The sequence below is a fragment of the Bradyrhizobium sp. USDA 372 genome, assembly GCF_053629095.1.
Genome location: NZ_JBRJHR010000001.1, coordinates 5156772 through 5177720, shown reverse-complemented (window position 1 = coordinate 5177720; position 20949 = coordinate 5156772). Strand labels below are relative to the sequence as shown.

General features: G+C 59.1%; 12 protein-coding genes. 6 read left to right on the top strand and 6 right to left on the bottom strand.

The features are described 5' to 3' along the window. Positions 1-277: 277 nt before the first annotated feature. Positions 278-1111 (bottom strand): prolyl oligopeptidase family serine peptidase, encoded by an 834-nt coding sequence (locus AB7M16_RS24285; RefSeq protein ID WP_453945390.1) that lies wholly within the window; start codon positions 1109-1111, stop codon positions 278-280. 139 nt (positions 1112-1250) lie between these two features. Then, positions 1251-2012, bottom strand: a complete 762-nt coding sequence (locus tag AB7M16_RS24280) for a hypothetical protein (protein ID WP_453947254.1) — start codon at positions 2010-2012, stop codon at positions 1251-1253. A gap of 762 nt (positions 2013-2774) precedes the next feature. Between AB7M16_RS24280 and AB7M16_RS24275 the strand changes: the two genes are divergently transcribed. Beyond that, on the top strand, positions 2775-4337 hold the full coding sequence (locus AB7M16_RS24275) for an outer membrane beta-barrel protein (RefSeq protein ID WP_453945389.1): 1563 nt from the start codon (positions 2775-2777) through the stop codon (positions 4335-4337). Between the two features lie 366 nt (positions 4338-4703). Here AB7M16_RS24275 and AB7M16_RS24270 read toward each other — a convergent pair whose 3' ends face one another. Together AB7M16_RS24270 and AB7M16_RS24265 are read right to left on the bottom strand one after the other, a co-directional pair. Further along, entirely contained in the window at positions 4704-5012 is a 309-nt protein-coding gene (locus tag AB7M16_RS24270; RefSeq protein WP_225114776.1) for a hypothetical protein, read from the bottom strand. 830 nt (positions 5013-5842) lie between these two features. Further along, positions 5843-6430 (bottom strand): hypothetical protein, encoded by a 588-nt coding sequence (locus AB7M16_RS24265; protein WP_036030845.1) that lies wholly within the window; start codon positions 6428-6430, stop codon positions 5843-5845. A 1735-nt stretch (positions 6431-8165) separates the two neighbouring features. Between AB7M16_RS24265 and AB7M16_RS24260 the strand changes: the two genes are divergently transcribed. The 4 genes from AB7M16_RS24260 to tnpC all read left to right on the top strand — a co-directional run bounded on the left by AB7M16_RS24260 (position 8166) and on the right by tnpC (position 13067). Next, positions 8166-9512, top strand: a complete 1347-nt coding sequence (locus AB7M16_RS24260) for an MFS transporter (RefSeq protein ID WP_453945388.1) — start codon at positions 8166-8168, stop codon at positions 9510-9512. A gap of 1102 nt (positions 9513-10614) precedes the next feature. After that, positions 10615-11016, top strand: a complete 402-nt coding sequence (gene tnpA, locus AB7M16_RS24255; protein WP_074448291.1) for an IS66-like element accessory protein TnpA — start codon at positions 10615-10617, stop codon at positions 11014-11016. Between the two features lie 23 nt (positions 11017-11039). After that, positions 11040-11360, top strand: a complete 321-nt coding sequence (gene tnpB / locus AB7M16_RS24250; protein ID WP_370137884.1) for an IS66 family insertion sequence element accessory protein TnpB — start codon at positions 11040-11042, stop codon at positions 11358-11360. Between the two features lie 45 nt (positions 11361-11405). After that, positions 11406-13067, top strand: coding sequence for an IS66 family transposase (gene tnpC / locus AB7M16_RS24245; protein ID WP_453945387.1), 1662 nt, complete (start codon positions 11406-11408; stop codon positions 13065-13067). A 774-nt stretch (positions 13068-13841) separates the two neighbouring features. On the opposite strand, the gene AB7M16_RS24240 is transcribed toward tnpC, so the two are convergent. Both AB7M16_RS24240 and AB7M16_RS24235 read right to left on the bottom strand, forming a co-directional pair. Beyond that, positions 13842-16055, bottom strand: coding sequence for a hypothetical protein (locus AB7M16_RS24240; protein ID WP_453945386.1), 2214 nt, complete (start codon positions 16053-16055; stop codon positions 13842-13844). A gap of 1195 nt (positions 16056-17250) precedes the next feature. Continuing rightward, entirely contained in the window at positions 17251-18486 is a 1236-nt protein-coding gene (locus tag AB7M16_RS24235; protein ID WP_124163636.1) for a cytochrome P450, read from the bottom strand. 1342 nt (positions 18487-19828) lie between these two features. Between AB7M16_RS24235 and AB7M16_RS24230 the strand changes: the two genes are divergently transcribed. Beyond that, positions 19829-19963 (top strand): hypothetical protein, encoded by a 135-nt coding sequence (locus AB7M16_RS24230; protein WP_260374199.1) that lies wholly within the window; start codon positions 19829-19831, stop codon positions 19961-19963. Positions 19964-20949: the final 986 nt, after the last annotated feature.

Here is a 20949-nt window from a genome sequence, read left to right as displayed (position 1 = left end):
TGTTCACACGAAATGCCTGGTGGGTATCAAGGAGAAATCGGCCTTGAGTGACCTACCCGGACTGATACGCGAGACTGAGGGCGTAGCTGATCGCCCGGATTCATCCCCCAGGGAGATCGTCCCGCCGAGAATGAGCAAAGACGGGTCTGACGCCGCTGCCGATAACGTCGTCCGCCAAGCCTCATCATTGAAGTAGATCTTCGTCCTCGACATCACTCATCGACAAGCCGCCGGGATGCATACGTATATTCCAAAGCGATCTGGCGTGCCTGTTCAATTAGGTTGGCGGCGGCGCTATGCCCCCGTCGGTATTCTCATAGTAGAAGTACGGTTGGCCCAACGCAGCGAGCCTCGCCGCTGCCTTGCGGCCATGCGCTGGATGCACGCGGTCGTCCTTGGTGGACGTGAGAATGAAGGGGCCCGGGTAGGTCTTGCCTGGCACCAACCTCTGATAGGGCGAGTAGGCGTCGAGCCACTTGCGCTGTTCGGGAGTGCTGGGATCGCCATACTCGCTGATCCAGGAGGCTCCGGCGCCCAGCTTGGTGAACCGAACCATATCGAACAGCGGCACCTGTAAGATGGCCGCATTGAAGAGGTCGGGTCGTTGGGTGATTGCGGTGCCTACCAGGAGGCCTCCTTGGCTACCGCCGACCACGCCCAGCCGGCGGGGAGAAGTGATTTTGCGCCGGATCAAGTCCTCCGCGACGGCGATAAAATCATCCCATGTCCGCTGCTTCGTTGCTCCTTGAGCAGTCTGGTGCCATTGGGGCCCGAACTCACCGCCGCCGCGCAGGTTCGCGACGACATACGCGTTCCCCTGCTCGAGCCAGAGTCGTCCGGTAGGACCCGCGTAATAGGGGATGAGTGGAATCTGAAACCCACCATAGCCAGAGAGAAGCGTTGGAGTTGATCCGTCAAATCTTGCGCTCTTGGGTCGTACCAGAAAGTAAGGAATGCGGGTCCCATCGCGCGAGATTGCCTCGAACTGTTCGACGACAAGTCTCGAGGCGTCGAACCTAGGAGGGGTCGTCTTCAGGGTCTCAAGGCGTTCGGTTGCGGCGTCGAAGTACCAGAGCATCGTCGGGCTAAGAAAGCTGGAGACGGTGAACATCGCCTCGTCCGTTTCATGCGATGCCGCAGCTAGCCCGACACTCGCATTCTCTGGAAGCGGGATCGGCCTGGCCTGCCAGGCGCCTGATTGTACTTGTAGACGAACGTCCTACTCTGAACATTGTCGAGAATCGTTAGGATTAACAAGTTTCTTGTGGCGGTGAATCCGCTGATCGCTTGTCGAGGTCCAGGCTTGAAAACGAGGGTGGGCATGGCGCGCAGCGGATCCTGCCTCCATTCGGCCAGGTCATACGAGATGATCGAGCCGGCTGAGAAGGGGTATCTCCGGACGGCGGCATCCAGTCTTCGTTTAGCGTCATCAGCAGGCGACCACTCGCGATGCCCCCAATGGTCGCCTTCTTTGGCAGATTGAGATTAATCGGCTGGGACCCAAAGAGAACATACTCATGCTCGAAGAAACCGATCCTGCGGACGGCGCCGGTCGCATGGATCGTGCCTTCACTGTCGCGCAGCACGAATGGTTTGGCCTCGACATCGGTCGGCTCACCACGGAAGACCTCGCGCGCTTCCGCGAGCGACTGAGCGCGCTTGAGCTCCTTCACAACGAAAGGGTAACCGGCTTGCGTCATGGTCCCTTCGCCCCAATCTCGTGTAATCAGGACCGTGTCGCTATTTACCCAAGTGACCTGCTGTTTTCCCTCGGGGAGTGCGAAGCCGTTCGTGACGAAGGTTTTGGCGACTGCGTCGAACTCACGGACGAACACAGCGTCCTTTCCGCCCTCGGACAGGTTGAGCAAGCATAGGCGCTCCTCGGGCGGGAGGCAGCCCACCCTTTTAAGAACCCAGTTCTTCTTGTCCGTGTCAGCGAGAGCATCCACGTCGAGGATGGTCTCCCATCGGGGGCTTTGGCTGGGACAGTCGGTTCTTAGTAAGGGCGGCATGTTTGCGCGGCGGCCACCTTGCTCATCGTCGCAGTCCGTAAATCTTCGACGATCGCTTGCGCCTTCCGTTCGGCCATTCACAACTCTGCTGGGCATGAATTGCCTTGAGCATGTGGACCTCGCAAACCTTGTGCGAAGGGATATCGCGCCGGTCACCCTAAAGCATTCGAGGACGCCGCGAAGCCGACGAAAGCCGCAAGACAACGGGCGCGCTAAAGTGGTCCGGACACGAGCTCGCTTTCTCGCGCACTCACGCTCCCAAAACTAACACGAACTAAACTTGCAACGACCGGCCGCTGGCCGTCACGGCAGCTCGTGCTGGAAAAGAACACTGCACTTTGAATGACGCTGTTCAGTCAGAGCGGAACGGGTCCGCGCACATTGCAATCGAAAAAACATGAAAGTCGCACATGCGCGCGCCTTCCACCCTCGCCGCGCAATGCAGTGCTACCGACGCTCAATTGTCCGCCTTCAAACCAACGTAGAGAGTTGACGCGACACACTCTTAGGAAACTCCTGCAAAATATACGAATTAGTCCGGCACGCGGCTTGCTTCGTTCAGGACATCATCACCAATCGTGGTGCGATGATCTTCGGAGCGGCCCGGCGCGTCATTACGTGTCTGGCCGCTGCGACGATTTGCCGTGCGGCGATACTTAGCGAGCGGGACCGCGTCTCGGGAAAGTGCAGGCAATCATTATGCGATCAAGAGTTCTCTTTTTGGGTGCTACGACGATGGCGCTCGTCACATCGGGTAGAGCTATGGCGAACCTCGAGCGACAAGTACTGCCACCGGCGGTGTGGAACTGGTCTGGAGGCTACATTGGCGGTCACGCCGGCGGCGGGTACGGCCGAACCTCCTTTAGCAATCCCTTTGGCCCGTCGATCTATGGCGGCAGCGTCGATATTCCATCGTTCGTCGCAGGTGGCCAGATCGGCTACAATTGGCAGAACAACAGTTGGGTGTTCGGCCTCGAACTGGATGCCAGCGCAGCTGCCGCCAACGGCTCAAACACCTGCCTAGCCGCCTCCCACTTGATTGTAAGCGCAAACTGCAACGCAGGTCCCAACCTCTTTGCGACCGGGACCGGCCGCATCGGCTACGCCTTCGGTCCGCTCGGGCAAACGCTTGCCTATCTCAAGGCAGGCGTAGCCTGGCAAAACAATCGGGGCGACGTCGTCAACAACGTGGAACCGGAGAACCAGCCACAGGAGAAAACCCATTTCGATTATGGCCGAGTTGGCGGCGTGATCGCGCTCGGTCTCGAGCGAGCCCTTACGCCGGCATGGTCGGTGAATGTCGAGTATGACTATCTGCATTTCGGCGGACCAAGTGTCGCCACCGCTTCGACAGTGCAGTTATCTCCGCCTGCGATTCTGCCGGCGAACACAACCAGCCTATCCAGCAACTATCACATCGGAAGAGTTGGTCTGAACTACCACTTTGGTGTGGACCCAGAGGCCGCACCAAGGTCCGATGCGCCGTATGCGAAATCAGCGGGCAGCGTACCATCCATTCCCGACGCGCCTGGTTGGTCGTTCGAAGGCGGCTCGCGGCTCTGGCTGAGCCGGGGACGATTCCAATGGGATCACAGCGCACTTAATAATAACGATGCCCTAGACCCCAGCATACTCGTATCGCGGCTCACTTATCACGGACTGAACGGGCTTTCGGGGGAGGTATTCGGCCGGGTCGACAGTCCCTGGGGAGTGTTCCTGAAGGGCAACCTTGGGATCGGAAGCTTCAACAAGGGGAAGATGAACGACGAAGATTGGCTGGTCCAGCAGGAAGGATACCCGTACCAAAATACTCTTTCAGGTCAGTCAAACGGAAGGTTCGCATATTACACGGCGGACGCCGGTTACGATTTCCTGCGCAGCGCGAACTACAAGGTCGGTGCATTTATAGGCTGGGCCTATTACAGCCAGAGCTCAGATACCATTGGTTGCGTTCGGGTCGCGCCTCAGGATGAAGCATGTCTGAAGCCGGGCGACACTAGGATCGTCGGTGTGGAGGATACTCAATGGAATGCGCCTCGAATCGGCCTGAGCGCCGAAACTATGCTGACCGAGCGCTGGCGCCTCAATGCTGATGTCGCTTACCTGCCCTGGACCGATTTCAAAGGCCGCGACTATCATCTCTTGCGTCCCAAGACCACCTTTGACGAACAACGCGGCAATGGTGGTGGCGGAGTCCAGATTGCGGGCGTGTTGTCCTACTTCCTCACCCAGAACATCAGCGTCGGGGTCGGGTGGCCGCTATTGGGCCATGTGGACCAAAAAGGACAGCGACTCTTTGTGCAGCAGCAGCGGCTGCGTCGGTGACCCGCGCATTCTTGCGAAGTACAGCATGGAACGGTGGGGTACGTGCTTTCAGGCCTCTTATAAGCTCAATTAAGGACCTCACTAACGAGGCTCCCGACTTCAGATTCTTAGATGCCGTTCTGAAGTTTGCTGATGACCAGTCCTCGGCGCGCAATTGCCGCCGAGGATTGGCATGTCGCGATCACGCTGTTCGCCGGGTTGCTACGATTGCATATCACCCGCCTTTGATGAGGCGGGCGCAACTCTGCCCCCGAACCAAAGCTCGTCCACTAATAACAGCTCGATTTCTTGGTCCGGACGAACTCGCTTCAAAGCCGATTGTGCGCGCCATTGCGACCGGGCTGGGATGCGCTCGATGCACGATTTCTAAATTCCGCAGCGGGATCTCTCGTGGGCAACCGAGACCGCAGCGAGCCCCAACATCACGTCGCCGGTGAATCCGAAATGGAGACTATAGAGCCACCAGATTGCGCAGCACCGGTCGAGATCGTACATGGCGAGCGCGCGCCTTGTTGCTGCGACCATCCGCGCCATCGGCTTCATTCCGCGTGTCATCTGGAAACCTCGGCGTCTCGGGGCCAGCGCTCTCCATACAATGACTTTTAGGGCGGTGATGGCCCGCTGTCCGGCGCGTGCACCTGCAAGAGATTTGGAATTGAGATTGATGTTCGCCATGGCGTTCTTTTCCGCGTTTCGAAGCAGATTGCGCACACCTATGTGCATGCGCTCATTGCCGTGATCCTACGGCGATACTGCTTGCAAAACGCCCAGATCTGGTAGTGCCAATTGACCGGACTCCCGACCGACAAATACGCTTACGCGATCCCACCGCTGCGCGAAGCCACTTGCGGCAGTGGTTGCGGCTACGCGACCTTTGCTGCCAGCTCCTTGAGAATACCTCGCGCGTCCGCCGAGGCTATCTAGGCAGGGCCTTCGCTGTTTCCGAGTAACCCCTCCAGGTCAGCGGTTTCGCTACCCAACTTGCGCGGACCCAGCCGACATCGAGCGCTGGCTTGCGGCCGAGCTCCGTCTGACCGCGCATGCAATTCTCGGTCGCCTCGCGAAGCAACGCCCCGAACAGTTCGGCCTGCACCACACCATAGCAGAGCTTGTTGGGATTGCTCAGAGGCAAAGCAGCCGAGACGATCATCCCGCACGGCTAAAGCTTCGGCGCTGGCCGCGTGTAATGGGCATTCCGCGCGTCTCCAGAAACTTCCGATCCTGCGCGGCATGGTGCAATCCCGGACTGGCCGATAGCCAGAGCTACATCGATCAAGCGAAACTAACATCCTCAGATGAGGCAATTCCCAGGCAATATGGCAGGGGGGACTGACAGGCCGGCGCCACGCGGACGAAACGTCCAGGATGACCGTTCATCTCGTGGGCTGCCAGTGGGCCCGAGGATGCGTACCCACTGGCTGCGCGAATAATCCACTATTGGGCGAATGTCTCTCCAGCTAAGGACAACCGAAGTGATCGCAGGCCTCCAGCCACGCGCGATCGGTTCACAGCGGGGTTGTCTCCCGTGTAAGCCTAACGAACCCTCCTTCGGCTAATTCGGCTTTGTAGGCCCGTCCGTTAAGTAGGATCGTGGTGGAGTTATCTGCGGTCGGCATAAAACCGTCGTGGCGCAGCTTCTCCATTAGAGCAGGTGTGGCCCATTGCTGTGCTAGCGGCATTCCGTAGCGCCATTTCTCCGCGAAGAAGGCTCCGAAGTCCGGTACCCCCGCCCGGCCGACCCCAACCACTTGGTCCTCCGCAGGGTTATGAACAAGACGAACGCGATTGGACTCATCCAAACCGGCCGTGTAGCGGTGACCTTGGATTTCATAGGTCATCGTCGGCTGGTCCGAGTCCGGCAAGAGACCGTGGTGGAACAGCCTCTCAACCATCGCGTCAGGGGCGATTTGCGAACCGTGTAAAAATCTCTGTGGAGCGGCGAATGTGACATCTACCGCTTCCTCAGGTGCGGCAGGTGATGATGGGCCAGCTTCATTCATGATCTGACTGAACAAATCATGATCTTCCTGTGTCCAGACGTGCGCTGTTGGCGATTCCGGGGAACGGGCATTGTCGATCGGGTTCGGATCCATAAAGCTCTCCTTTCTGTTGTGAGAACAACGGCTTCTTGAAGATCTCCCCCAGGGAATGAGCTGAGTTCGTCACGAATTCAGAGATGGCTGGCTTCGTCATCGAGTGGCCAAGGTCGAATGTTAAAGAGGCTGGCTTTCGAGAAGCTGACAAAGGTCGAAGAAGGAGACAAACCCGCAGCCGCATCTGCCACGTCTGATGCGATCATCTCCGAGCCAAGTCTCATTCCGCCTGGCCTCGCAGTCGGCGCGTGGGTCTGCGTCGTGCATTGCGTTCACCTGGGCGTAAAGCTGGTTAGGAGGTCCAGGTGATGCGGACCGCGGCCAGACCCAGTCTTGCACCGAACATGTGCATTTCGACCTCTGCCCGCGACCCGTCGTTCTGGCGGACGCTTCGAGCCTATGCTCGGGGCCGCTAACCAGAATGACCGCGATAGCCGCGCCAGCGCGAGAACAGACGAAAGCGAGACCTACGTGAGAGTCCGGCAACCGCGGAGCGAAGTGTTTACCTGAGAGAACGAAATCGCTGAGACGCAAAAGCAGCTGAGACGATCCTCCCGCGCACGGCTAAGGGTGCTCGGTGCCGGTGATCCGGGGACTGCCGCTGCGTGTAGTGGGTACTCCGCGAAGTCCCCAGTGCCTCGAACCCTGCGCGCCATGATACAACCTCGGACTGACAGCCGGAGCTACATCGGGCAAGCGGAACGTTACATCCTCAGGTGAGGCAATAGGAACCGCCAACTTTGTCCCGGCTGCTATGGACGCTCTGCGTCATGCAGATGGCACTCGTCTCAGGGCGTTGGAAAGAGAATTCACTGGTGTCCTGAATAAGGAAAATCGTCGTAATTTCGTGCGCGCGGTGGCGAGGTCGCCGCTGAAATGTCCGCTTCCTCCAAGCGTCCGTTGGCGAAGAACCGTAGGGCACATTCGTGCTCGCCCGTTGCGGGCGCACGAACGGTAACTCCTGGGTATGCGTCGCTGGTTTGCCTTAACAGCTCTCTAAGTGGTTGACCAAGATGTACGCCCCTGAACCTTTGGCAGCGCTCACCGAACGACTTGAGATCGGCCTCGTCGCCGTTGGGCCAAATAGCCGGGCCTTCTCCCAGTCCCGGGTGAGGCCCTCGCGCAGGAGATAGCCAACATGCGCGGGCGGGCAGCGCCGAACGCACCTTATGACGGACGACCTGGGCCTTGGCGGTCGCCAGACGCGAGCGACCCGTGAGCAGCCGGTTCGCCCGCTAGACGGGACCCGGCCGCGACACAAAGGTGGAGCACCGATGAGTGGTGGATCTTGCCCGGCGCGCGAGAGACCGCCGCAGGCGCGCTGAGCGGCGACAATCGGCTTGGCGACGAAAGGCGTGGCCCGCTGACGCCTCACGGAGCGGACGCAACCTGGCCGAGGCTGAAAGGGCGCGAGACATCGCCGATCGTGTTCGGCACCCGCCAATTTGTCTCAAACTCGCCAAAGCAGCGCAATGTCTGGGTGCCCGACAACTATAGCAGGTTCTCATATTTGTCTTGCCGGCAAGGCCAGTCATCAGATCAAGGGTAAAATGGGCCGCGAAAGGCGGGCATTTTTATTGCAGAGATTACCGTGAGGTTCGTCGTGACACGCTTTAGCCTACATGTGAACAGGCGATGGCCGTGAGGACGAACTCGGGCAAGTGGAATGCAACTTTGCGCGACCTGTCTGGTCGAAATGTTCGGGCCATGGATCGCGCTCCAGATCAGGTCGAGGATGGCGAGGCAATTTACTCCAGAGAGGCTGGAGCCGGTCCTCGGTCCGGCAGACGAACGCTTGACACGCCGCGCGGTGTTGGGCGCAACCATCGGCAACATCATCGAATTCTACGACTTCGGGACCTATAGCTTTTTCGCAATACAGATCGGTCAGGCGTTCTTCCCGGCAACTGACCAGTTTGTCAGCCTCATGCTGTCACTCGGAACCTTCGGCGCAGGCTTTGTGACCAGGCCGATCGGAGCCATCGTGCTCGGCTCGTATTCGGATCGGGCCGGCCGCCGACCGGCGATGATTGCCAGCTTTGCCATGATGAGCGCCGCGGTCCTGTTATTGGCTATCACGCCATCGTACGAGACAATAGGACTTGCCGCTCCGTTGCTAGCCATTTTCGCACGCTTGCTGCAGGGCTTTGCTCTCGGAGGTGAAGTCGGTCCAACGACAGCCTACTTGATGGAAGCGGCCCCCACCAAAGCCCGCGGTCTTGCGGTCTCCTTTCAGCCCGCGAGCCAACAGGTAGCTGCGACGGCCGGAGCGTTGGTTGGAGAAATACTCTCGCTCACCATGACAAGCGAAGCGCTCAATGCGTACGGATGGCGGGTCGCGCTGTTGCTCGGCGCGGCCACGTTGCCGTTTGGATTTTGGTTGCGGAGCGTCCTGCCCGAAACGCTGCACCGCCCCGAGGCGCCGGTTCCTGTCACCCAGCCTGAGGGGCGACGGCCTACCGATCGCCGCATCATGAGCTTGGGATTTGTCATCTTGGCCAGCTGCACGATCACGACTTATGTTACGGGATACATGACGACCTACGCGTTGAACACCCTCCGCGTTTCCACGCCTCTCGCCTTTGCTACTACGCTCATCAGCAACACGGTCGGAATTTCTGCAGCACTGTTGGGCGGCCTGCTCGCCGACCGCGTAGGCCGTCGGCCTATCATGATATGGCCGCAGGTCACTGCATTGCTGATGACCTATCCGGTATTCTTGTGGATTGCAGAGAGCCGCAGTGCCTTCGCACTTCTAGGAGGTCTCGGCGTGCTCACCCTGATCGGAACGATTCCGTATAGCGCCTTCTACGTGAGCATGGCCGAAGGTTTGCCCAAGTACATTCGTGGTCGCGCGTTCGCGACGATCTACGCTTTTGCGATAGCGATTTTTGGAGGCACAGCTCAACCGATCGTCACCTGGCTCATCCATCTTACCGGGAGTGCACTCGTGCCCGCCTGGTACATGCTTTTCGCGGGCGCGGCCGCGCTTTGTGCCATGCTTACGATGCCGGAGACGGCGCCACTCAATTATGTGCCCGACCATAGACGAACGGCCGTAACGCCACGACCGCTGCTTTAGTCATACCCGAACAGGTGAGGATGACATCTATGATGCCCGAAATGCGAAACATCGAGCCGGAGGACGGCTATGGGGCCAGCACGTAAAAGCAATCTATCCTGAAAAATTGGAGCAGCTTTACATCGAGCAGGAGCTCCTGTCGGAGCGCAGTGGCGCCGTCTGAAATGACTTGTTTCCGTTTACCCGATCTTCGCCGATGCGGCAGTTGCACGATCAGCGGGCGTCACCGACGGGCTGTAAGTGAGCCGTCACTCTGATCATAGCCTTTAGAGAACAAATAGGCCCGGCTTATACTATCTGCCAGCGCAACCATACGGCATAAGGACGCGGCCGCTGTCGGAGCAGCGGCCGCACGAGGGTCGACCCTCATTCTCTGCTTGATATGTTTCCCGTTGTCAGTGCCGGACGCACGAGGGATCCGTCAAGCAAAAAAACAGATCGCAGATGCCATTCAACGGGTCATCCACGCACTCAGGATATGATGTATCGGCTACCGGCGCACTCGCCGCAACCGGCTGCGCGGCAACGTTTGCAGCAAAAGGAGGCACCACCGCCGTTGCAAGCGCGAGGGCGCTCGCGGTCACTAACACAGACTTTTTCATTCGAGACATCGCTTCCCTAGGTTAGCCCCAGCCGCTCTCGACGGTCTATCTGACGACGCTGCAAGCGGTAAAATTGATTTTCTTGATCAGATCTATCGACCGAATGGATAAGTACGCAGCAATGGACGATCGGCTCATCGATGCGATGGGCGAGGAGTTTCAAATTCGGCTGAACCAACGGGGCCGAAGCGGGTCTGACGGGCGATGCCGAGGCCCAGCGGTCGCTCGGACCTCAACGTCAACGAGATCGCCTGCGAGATCAAAAGCGAAGTGATGCACCGGGTGCTTAGGGCCGCACGGAATCGAGCTGTAAAAGATCGATCAAACTAGTCATACGGATTGCTGTCGTGAGCTCGCGCCATGACTCAATGAACAGTCCACCAAGCTGATCTTGCGGCGGAGCATGCTCTTCCGTACCGCTCCGACGAGGACCGTCTTGCGTGACGGGTGGTAATTCGCGAAGCGTGTGACCTTAGGTCTAGCTTTAAGGTCATCAGGCGATGCGGGTCGAAGTTTTGGGCGGGCTCGAGCGGCGGCGGCGTTGGTCGCAGGACGACAAGGCACGGATTGTCGAGGAGACGCTGGCACCGGGCGCGAAGGTAACTGAGGTTGCGCGGCGCAACGGAGTAGCGGCCAGCCTGGTGTTTACCTGGCGTCGACAAGCACGGACATCGGAACAAGTTGCACCATCTTTTACGCCGGTGCAGATCGCCGCCGTAGCGGCCTCGGCTGAAGAAACTCCGAAGCTTTTGCCTACGGTTGATGGCCGAGTTCGCTCGGCGGCAGCCGCGCGTACTGGATTGATAGAGATCGATCTCGGCAACCGACGGTGCATCCGGGTGGATGCGCACGTCGATCCGGAGGCGTTGGCGCGGGTCCTCGATGTGCTTGGACGCCGATGATTTCTGTACCAGGGAATGTGCGAGTGTGGCTGGCTACAGGCTACACGGATATGCGCAGAGGCTTTCCATCGCTGGCCCTCCAAGTGCAGGAGGTGCTGCACAAAGAACCGCTCAGCGGTCATTTGTTTGTCTTCCGCGGTCGCCGCAGCGATCTTGTGAAGGTGATCTGGCACGATGGTCAGGGAGCCTGCTTGTTCACAAAAAAACTCGAGAGAAAAAAGTTTATCTGGCCATCGGTTGCCGGTGAAGCGGTAACGATCTCGCTGGCGCAGTTGAGCTACCTGCTGTCCGGGATCGATTGGCGCAATCCGCAAGAAACCCAGCGTCCGACGCGGGTCGGATAATCGTTTTGGGTTTGAATCTGATGCTCGATCTGATTCAATGGCTTCATGACATTGAAGCCGAGCGATCTTCCGTCGGATCTCGCGAGCGCCTACCTTGCGCTGCTGGCCGAGCGCGAGGCGTTGCAGGCTGAACGCGATGTGGCGGTCGCGGATGCCGCCAACGCGCGGGCGGAGCTGTCGGACAGCGAAGTGCTGATCGCTCATCTTGAGCTACGGATCGAGAAGCTCAAACGCGAACTGCACGGGCAGCGCTCCGAGCGCACGGCGCGGCTACTTGAGCAGTTGGAATTGGAGCTCGAAGAACTCGCCACCACGGCGACCGAGAATGAGCTGGCTGCGCAGGCTGCCGCGGCAAAAACCCAGAGCGTGAGCGCCTTCACGCGCAAGCGGCCGGTGCGCAAGCCGTGGCCGGACGACATCGAACGTGAGCGCGTCGTCATCGAGGCTCCAAGGACCTGCGCCTGCTGCGGTGGATCGCGGTTGGCGAAGGTCGGCGAGGATGTGACCAAGACGCTGCAGGAGATTCCGCGTCGCTTTAAGGTCATCGAGACGGTACGCGAGAAGTTCACCTGCCGCGATTGCGAGAAGATCAGCCAGCCGCCGGCACCGTTCCATGCGACGCCGCGCGGCTTCATCGGCCCACAATTGCTGGCGACGATTCTGTTCGACAAGTTCGGCATGCATATCCCGCTCAACCGCCAGAGCGTGCGCTTTAAGGCCGAGAGGATCGATCTGCCGTTATCGACGCTGGCCGACCAGGTCGGTCACGGGACCTTCGCCGTCACGCCGCTGTTCCAGCTGATCGAGCGTCATGTGCTTGCGGCCGAGCGCCTTCATGGCGACGACACCACCATCCGCATCCTGGCGAAGGGCAAGTGCACGACCGGCCGGATCTGGACGTATGTGCGGGATGATCGGCCCTTCGCCGGACCTGCGCCGCCGGCGGCGGTCTATTACGCCTCGGGCGACCGAAGGGGCGAACATCCCCAGAAGCATCTGGCCGTCTTCGGCGGTATCCTGCAGGCGGATTGCTATAGCGGCTTCGAGCCGTTGTTCGACCCAAAAAGGAAAGCGATGCCGATCACGCCGGCATTTTGCCTGGCCCATGCGCGGCGGGGCTTCTTCGAACTGGCTGACATCGAGAAAGCCGCCCGGGACGGACAGAAAGGCAAACCGGTCTCCCCGATCGCGCTGGAAGCGGTCAGGCGTCTTGACGCCCTGTTCGAGATCGAGCGCGCCATCAACGGCCGCAGTGCCGACGGCCGGCGCGCCGTGCGCCAGGAACAGAGCAAGCCGCTTCTCGACGACATGCACGACTGGCTGCTCCGCGAGCGGGAGACCCTGTCGAGCTCCTCCGAGGTCCTGAAGCCCATGAACTACATGCTCAGGCGCTGGGACGACTTCGCCCGCTTCCTCGACGACGGCAGGGTCTGCTTGACCAACAATTGCGCTGAACGCGCGTTGAGAGGCATCGCCTTGGGGCGGCGCAACTGGACCTTCGCTGGCAGCCAGCGCGGTGCCGATCGGGCCGCCATCATGCTGACGATGATCACGACCTGTCGCCTCAACGACGTCGATCCCAAGGCCTGGCTCGCCGACGTCCTCGCCCGGATCGCCGATCTTCCTACGTCGCGGCTGCACGAACTGCTGCCCTGGGAATGGAAGCTCCTGCGCCAAGCCAATCCCACCGATCAGCAAGCCGCCTGACCTTCACCCCGCCGATCATAGAACTAACTGTACCCGCGCGCATGCGTCAATCAGGCGGTCCTCGTCGTATGCGTACGCTCTTCCGGCGATGCCACCGTTGCTCGCTCGTGGCGGCGACTGAAAAAAGCAGGGAAATGACTGACCATACGACGGTGTATTGAAATCGTCTCCGCGGCGCCCGGCGCCATTGCAGTTGAAACGAAGAAGCTCCGACTTACTCGGATTGAGACGCTCAACGAAGAACGACAAGCCCCAGCATCTTTTGGAGGCCAAGGAGGCGTGATGCTGGGGCCGTCGTAGCCTGATGCTAGAGTAGCAAACAGGCGGCGTTGTTGTGCACCGCCCGGTTTGATTCGTCAAAGCGGCCGGGACGCTCAGCTCCCGTACATCCGGACCATCCGCGATCCGTTGAAGCTCGCCCGAAGAGTTTGCGCGCCAGTTCGCCGCGGGCAGGCAGGTGAAAGCACTGTGACACCGGGCGTATCGCCGCCAGCATCTGGTATATCTCCCGCCTGCAATAGTCAGCGGCCCAGCTTCTCGCCCGAGCGCCGATGTTCGCCAGGGCAGGGAATGGCAGCTTGCTTGTACGACGACCGACAATCCTCCGGATCGCCAGCCGATACCCCTCCCGTAAGAAGTGTTCTCTCCCCGGCTCCATCCTTGTGTAAGCTGGAGTTCGACGAGGCTCGGCGCAGCTCAGGCAATCCGCCGAGCCGGTCCGAAAGGCATGAACTCTGACGCCGAACGGCTCACCGGCGCAAGAAAACCAGCTCACTAGATCCCCAGTCGAGCCATCTGAGCTGAAGCGTGCTCCGGGTCGGGAAGGGGCTGCCATGGCTGGCCAGCGGCGGTGCTCAACAAGGACCTACAGAATGCGGGAGTGAGCTTGCCTCGGTGGATCACGACGTTCTCGTGCCCCTCGGCGGCTCGAGCGTTCTGCCAGTGCTGATTGTAGCCGCGCTGTTCGTCAGACTTGACGTGGCAAGCGGCGAATTCGCGATCGCCCAGCGTTGCCAATTGCCAGGCATGTACCGGCCGCTTGGTGTGGATGTGTACCCACATCGGCCTTGGCGTCGCGCCATTGCTCAGCGCCATGGGCTGTAGCTTGATTTCAAACAGCGTCCCTGGCTCTCCCTTCAAGGCGCGAGGTGGATCCACTGACGCCAGTTCCCCCGCTGCCCGTAACTGTACAAGGTATTTCTGCGATGGAAACGCATAGGTCTTCATGCAATCGCTCGTGATTGCTGCCTTTCGCGCGCTCAATGACTTTGCCTGCCCCTGAACCTCGGACCCCATCCTTTGAAGCCGGACTATCTTTTCGTGCACTTCGGGCACCTGCGCAGTGGTGAGCAGGCCCCGTCGGCGAGGCTCCTCCAGCGCGGCTACACAGGCCTCAATCTCGGAGGACTGCGTCTGCAAGCGCTTGATCACGCGATTCAGGACATGTTCGGCGTCGTCGGGCTTCATCTGGCGCGCTTGCGAGACGGCGCTTTGCTGAGCCCGCAGATCGAACTGCAGCAGCTCGTCCAATCGCTCAAGTAATCCCGGCAGTGCCTTCCTGGAGGGCGGAGCCTGCCACATCTGGAGGTGATCGGTCGCAGAGGATGACGCAGCTGCCTCCTCCGGCGTGGCGAGTTTCTTTGTACCGAGATCCGAGAGCACGATGACCTTGCCCGTCGCGGCCGCGGCGGCATCGGACCTTCCCAGTTGCGGCGCGGGCGGGCTGGCCGTCGAACTCCCCTCGCCCGCGGCTGCTCCGCGCTTTGCTTTGCCCTTTCTGCGCGCTGGAGTGCCTTCACCCACCAGGGCAGTGTTTTCAGGAAGCGCAGCCCAAGCCGGCGGTTCAATCGTCACTTCCGTCTTTGGCTGCAATGCCAGCAGCCGCATGACGTCGTTCGCCGTCACCCACGCTCCGTCCACGATCTCGCCAAGCAACTGCAAAGGAAGGTCAGCTTCCGTTCCAGCCTCCCTCAGGGGCTCAAGCATGCCCCTCAGTTGGGATGCAAATTCCGAAAGCCGTTCCATCACTCCTTCCAGAACGGCGCGGTGCTCGGCGTCGAGCACCGCTCCTCCGCGAACGGCCTCGCCCGTCGAAATAAATGCCGGAAAAACATCTTCAACAAAGGTCCCGAGCAGACGCACCTGCCCCCTCTCGTCCATGAGGGCGGCTCGCACGTCCGGTGCTAACGTGCTCGCTCGCGACTCAATCAAGAGCTGGGCGAGAGCGATGCGCGATTGCAGATACATGCACCTGGTATTGAGCGCCCAGCCCGTATTGAGCCTGAGTTGGCCCTCTTCGGTCTTGCGCATCTCGGGCGTGCTGCTTGGCAAGTGGGCAGTAGCCGCACAGACTGACTGCATCCGCTCGAAGCGCAACGCCTTCTTTCCCCACCAGTCCATGCAGGCAGCATACTGGTTCGCGACGCCCGCAACGACGCGGCTCAGCTGGTCGGGCGGAGCGGTGTCTTTGACCTCGTCGAGCAGGGCTTTTGCTTTCTTTCTCCTGTTCTCAAGTGGGTACAGAATCTCGGTGGCTACTTCGTTACATTGGTTGCCCGCATCCAGCGTGTTGTCGCGGAGCCGGCGAGCCTGATCGTCGGGCAGGATACGACGCGCCAAATTGGAAGGCAGATTCGCGTAATACTCCAGAACTGTTGAGCCTGCTTCGACCACTCGATCGATCAGCTCTTGCGCCTTTTCCGAGTTGCAGCGTTGCATGGCCGCTCGACGGCAAGTTTCAAACTTCTCAAGCAGGCTGTCCAAATTTCGCTTTGCGGCCTTGATCTCGTTGCGCGTTGGCGCCGCCATATCTGAAGCCGCAGTTCTGTCTTGAGGCCCGGAGCGCATCCGCTCCAGGACGGCATCGAAGGATTGACCGCGTTCCCCAGGGAAGAGACCAGGCTCCAGGCTCGAACGGCTCAATTCCCCGGCGCTGTCGGCTCCCGCCGCCTCACCCTGTGATGAATCAGCTCGGCCAATACCTTTCATACTTCATCTCCGAATAGTCGAGAGTGCGCAGCCTGTCTGGATAGGCCGCCTAGCTGACGACTAGCTGACCAAGAGCCATTCATCTGGATGCACAAGAAATAAGACCTCGCCTTGAGTTCCACTTCAATCGCAGCTTGGTCGTGTTGCTGAACTAGCCGCATCAGTGCCGGTGTGATCAGCTGAGACGTGACCGGCGTCCGACCTGCCCTACCCACGGAATAGTCCCTACCCGAACGCCTTGGCTCTATGCACGCGAGCTGGGCCAAGTCAAACGCTAGAGAGCAGCCAGGAACGCGCTCGCCTCCTGAACGGCGATTTTTGGCCAAGCAGAACTGGCCAGCGTATGTCGATCGGCAGACCTTCGCTCGCAACGCACGCGTCCCGCTATCCACTAAACAGACTTCGACCGAAGAGTTTACCAAGTCACCAGCCATCGACGGGTGTGCCGAGACGTCGGAGGCCATCAGCAACGACATTTTGCCCGTCGGAACTGAGCAGAATCGAGGTTGCGCAACTCCCTCAAACTATATCTCGCAAAAGCCGGGCCGCCGCCCAGGCCGGTTAAATCACACTCATAGAAATGTGGCAGCAAGCATATCGAGCACACCGAGCGTCACCCCGACCAGCGAATTGGGTGTCCGCACGTCTCTAAAGAGCAGAAAGGTGAGTATCGGCTCCACTACCAGAATAGCTCCCACTATTTCGCGGCAATGATCCAGATATTCTTCATATGCATGTGGCGAAGCGCTTATCTGAAAATGAGGTAGATGCCACCGAAGGATATCAGGAGAAACATCGGCCACAGGCATTGCCAAATTACTGCCGGTCTTCCCCAGGGAGCTTGAGGTAATCAACTCGGGGAATATCCAAATCGCTTCTCCAAGGAAAATCGCTGCAACCCGCTACAATCTTCAGCATCAATTCATCGGCCTCCACGTTCCGGCTATACAAGGCAACCCGAACAGGCGGCATCGGAGTTGCCGTTGAGGCCCTTTCGGCATCTCAGGCGTTTGCAAGTCGAGACGCGCGCCTGACATGTCGCTTCTCACGGGGACTTCAAACGTCTGCCCGGTCGATCAGTAGTTGCCCACTAAAAATGCTTCGCGTCGATCGAGCCATCTGCGCAGATTGAACATTAGTTCAGATCAATCCACCCTGACCGCGCACCGGCGGCCGGGGACTGGCGCGACCAGGCCTACGCTTCAATCCGCACGGGGAGAGCCGAATAGCCGTGCACGAAGTTAGATGCAATTCGCTCGGGTTCGCCGACGACCTCGATCTCCAGTCTCGCATCCAAGATCTCTTCCCAGAGGACTCTCAACTGCAGTTCGGCAAGATGTCGACCAAGACAGCGATGGATTCCGAATCCGAACGAGAGGTGCTGCCGCACATTCTTCCGGTCGATCACGAAACTGTTGGCGTTCTCAATGATCTCTTCGTCTCTGTTGCCGGAGATGTACCACATGACGACCTTGTCGCCTTTCCGGATCTGTTTCCCGCCTACGATGCTGTCGACCGCGGCAGTGCGGCGCATATGCGCGATCGGTGTCTGGTATCGGATAATCTCGGACACGGCGCTCGAGACCAGCTTGGGATTGTCGGCTAGTTTTCGCAGTTCGGAGGGGTACTGGCTCATGAACAGGAGGCCGCCGGTAATCGAGTTGCGCGTCGTATCATTTCCCCCCACGATCAGCAGAATCAGATTCCCGAGAAACTCACTCGGCTTCATATGGCGTGTGGCGGGCGAATGCGCCATCAAGGAAATCAGGTCGAGGCGCGGCTCGGCATTAATGCGCTCGTTCCAAAGCCCTGTAAAATAGTCCAGACATTCTGATAAGATTGTGCTTCGCTTGTCCCAGCTGTCGATCGCATGGCCTGCTTTCGGAGTTGTAACAGCTACGTCTGACCAATAGGTCAGTAGTCGCCGATCCTCAAATGGAAAGTCGAAGAGCGTGGCGAGCATTTGCGTCGTCAACTCTATCGAGACCATGTCTACCCAATTGAAGGCTTCATTGCGCGGCAAGCCATCGAGAATCGCCCTGACCCGAGAGCGGATCAAGGTTTCGAGCTTCGTCAGGCTTTCCGGTCCGACGATCGGGCTCACGGTATTGCGCTGCTCGGCGTGCTTGGGAGGCCCCATCTTGATGAAACTCTGGGTCCAGTGTTTATCAGGCACGTCGACAATAGTGACACCTTGCTTTGATGAGAATGCTTTGTGGTTTGTGTCTATCGCTACGATGTCCCGATACTTCGTCACGGACCAATATGGACCGTGGGGGCTGTCTTTGCAGTAGTGAATGGGATCTTCTCTTCGCAACCGGTCAAAGAAACCCCATATGCTATCGTCTTGAAAGCGCCTGCCTTCGCTTACATCCAGCTCGCTCAGCGGGATAATGTCATCTGCTTTATGATCTTCTGATCGCCTGCTCATGATCATCTCCGCAGATTTTGCTCCCGAGAGGTTACAGATCTAGGGTCACGATTCACCGTTCGAGCTGCCGTGAGCGTTTGGCTGCGACGGGCCGCCCGACCAGACTATCTCAAAGCGCGGCTGGCCTAGCCCTACCACGTCGGGCAGTAAGGATCGTATTGACTTTCCGACCCGATCTACTCAATCACTGAGAGCTGTCACCACGAGCTGGACGACGGCTGTGCGGGAGACAACATCCGATCGAATACACACTCCCAAGGTCGCCAGCCATTTTGCGACCTCTCACTGTCGTTTCGAGTCCAGGGAGACCAATTGAGGCGGCTCGGCAGTCTGCCGCCCATCGTGATCTTGGCCGAGGCACCCCAAAGCGGCGAAGCTGGAAGGGGCAATCCTCTCTTGCATAGTAGTTCCCGCATTGGGTGTCCTGTGGGGTAACCTGAGAAAGAGGGCGGTGCGAGGAGGCTCTGAAATGCGGACGCGAGCAGGTGCAGGTAAGGTCCGCAGGTCTGCAAGGTGAGCGCCGGAGAGGCTTCAAACCTGATGCGGTGTCCGGCCTGGAAGGCTCGGACACTGTAAAATGGAGGCTGAAGCCTTGCACCGAAACGCTGCAGGAACCGTTTCGGTCGAGAAACGTGGGAGGCGGGGCAAATCGGAGCGACCGCGCATGACGGAGCACCGTCCCGACTAGTCGCCGAAGCCGAACGCCTTCGCGTCAGGTCGAGCAGCAAAACCTGGGGCAGCCCGCCCGAGGCAAATGTGCGAACAGCACGTCAGAGTGAGACCGGCGCTCAAATGCGCCGATTCGCTGAGATCTCCCGCCGCATGATCAAGTCGAGAGCTTTTCCCGCCTAGATAGCTGCGTTAAGAGATCCTCTCTTTAGTAGTGGAGGAAGTGATGAGCCATGACCGGATCGTTACGGCGGCCATCATCGCCGTTGGCGCTCTCAACACGGTGCTCGCAGCGATAGCGCTCTTGTCGTTCTGAGCAGCGCAATTTTCTCATGCGACAAGAGGCCATCTCGATTGGCGGCCTCTTTCATTCACGCAGCGTCTCCGCGTATGGCCCGATCGCGTATACGGAACGCGGTCTCCGCTTGGTCCGCTTCGTGGCGCCAAGGATCATGCAGCCTATCTTCTTTTCAGCCCGCCGGTTCGAAATCGTGAGTAGGTCATCCGGTACCGGGTCTAGCGGCTTCGGGGTACCCGTCCACCGCACCCGTTAAGAGAGTAGTTACCACTCACTGTCAGCATTTCCATATTAGGTCGCCATAGGCGGCAGCCAATCTGAGAACGTCTGATTTTCCGACACGCCCGGTTAGCGGTCTCTTTCAGGAGAGGCCCAATGTTCAAGGGCTTCACGGTGGCAGTTGCGGCGCTGATTTCCACAGCGCAACTGGATCAATACCTCACGCACGGTCGGTACACCGACGCGGCGATCGCTATGCTCCGGCACATCAGGCATGGGTTTGGCTTTTGAGAAACCGGAACGCATCTGGAAAGCAATTCACGGGTTGATCTCGATGCGGAGGAGCAACGCGCCATAGCCATATTGGGAGCTGGGCTTTGTGTCGAGCTGTGTGACCTGCTTGCTCTCCTGAGCTTGAGGCAGCTCGGTCTGATCGGAGTCTGCGATTTGAAAGCTGCCGCGCACGAGTTACGGAGGCGCGTTGTCTTGAGCGAACTCGGGTAACGATCAGGTGATGATCAGATGATAAAAGTGCGGATCTAACATGACGGTGCGCGACAAGACGTTCTCACCGCGCCGATTTTTAGGTCCTCAGGGGGCTAAGGGCTGGATGGGGTCGACAACGGAAGGGGCCGGCTCTGGTTGGGATTAATTGGGTCAATTTGACCAAAGAGCAAGCCGATCGCCTCGCGGAGATTGAGTTGACGAGCACGAGCGGGACTAGCGTAAGCCCGGTCAGAGCCTAGACAGCGAGACGGATGAGTGGACATCCTCTTCATCTTGCCGATCAACGCCGAAAAGACATACCGACACCGCCCGCCTAGCATGCTTCCTTCTTTGGACAGACTGATCTCGCGAACCGCCATCTCGCCCACAGCAAGAGCGTCAGTCACTCCAGGACTATGAACCTCAATCACTCTTTTGCGATCAGTCGCAGTTTGGATCGCCATGATCGACTCGACCAAGCCAAGCTTCCTAAGAGCGCAGTTCAAGCCAGACTCGAAAAGGTGTTGTTGGTCACGAGCGAAATTGATGCCGGAAATCAGGCGCGAGATCGGCATAGCTGCGCTCCCGTGCTTGATCTGGCGGAAGCACAAAGAGTCTCTCAGACGCTGAAATAAGTCACGGACCCGCGATGATGTTTGTGGGCTGCACCTCCAGGAAATAGCAGTCATGGGACTCATAGTGCCGATCTCCATAGTAACACTTCGTCTCTAGGCGCAAAGTATTGACCATCCAGTCAGCACCGCTTCGGAGCCGAGTTTATGCTTAGGCGT

Coding starts and splice junctions, on each gene's coding strand:
- AB7M16_RS24230 (WP_260374199.1), top strand. CDS start 19,829: ATGTTCAAGGGCTTCACGGTGGCAGTTGCGGCGCTGATTTCCACAGCG.
- AB7M16_RS24260 (WP_453945388.1), top strand. CDS start 8,166: ATGGCGAGGCAATTTACTCCAGAGAGGCTGGAGCCGGTCCTCGGTCCG.
- AB7M16_RS24270 (WP_225114776.1), bottom strand. CDS start 5,012: ATGGCGAACATCAATCTCAATTCCAAATCTCTTGCAGGTGCACGCGCC.
- AB7M16_RS24280 (WP_453947254.1), bottom strand. CDS start 2,012: ATGCCGCCCTTACTAAGAACCGACTGTCCCAGCCAAAGCCCCCGATGG.
- AB7M16_RS24285 (WP_453945390.1), bottom strand. CDS start 1,111: ATGTTCACCGTCTCCAGCTTTCTTAGCCCGACGATGCTCTGGTACTTC.
- AB7M16_RS24240 (WP_453945386.1), bottom strand. CDS start 16,055: ATGAAAGGTATTGGCCGAGCTGATTCATCACAGGGTGAGGCGGCGGGA.
- AB7M16_RS24235 (WP_124163636.1), bottom strand. CDS start 18,486: ATGAGCAGGCGATCAGAAGATCATAAAGCAGATGACATTATCCCGCTG.
- AB7M16_RS24275 (WP_453945389.1), top strand. CDS start 2,775: ATGGCGAACCTCGAGCGACAAGTACTGCCACCGGCGGTGTGGAACTGG.
- tnpA (WP_074448291.1), top strand. CDS start 10,615: ATGCGGGTCGAAGTTTTGGGCGGGCTCGAGCGGCGGCGGCGTTGGTCG.
- tnpC (WP_453945387.1), top strand. CDS start 11,406: ATGACATTGAAGCCGAGCGATCTTCCGTCGGATCTCGCGAGCGCCTAC.
- AB7M16_RS24265 (WP_036030845.1), bottom strand. CDS start 6,430: ATGGATCCGAACCCGATCGACAATGCCCGTTCCCCGGAATCGCCAACA.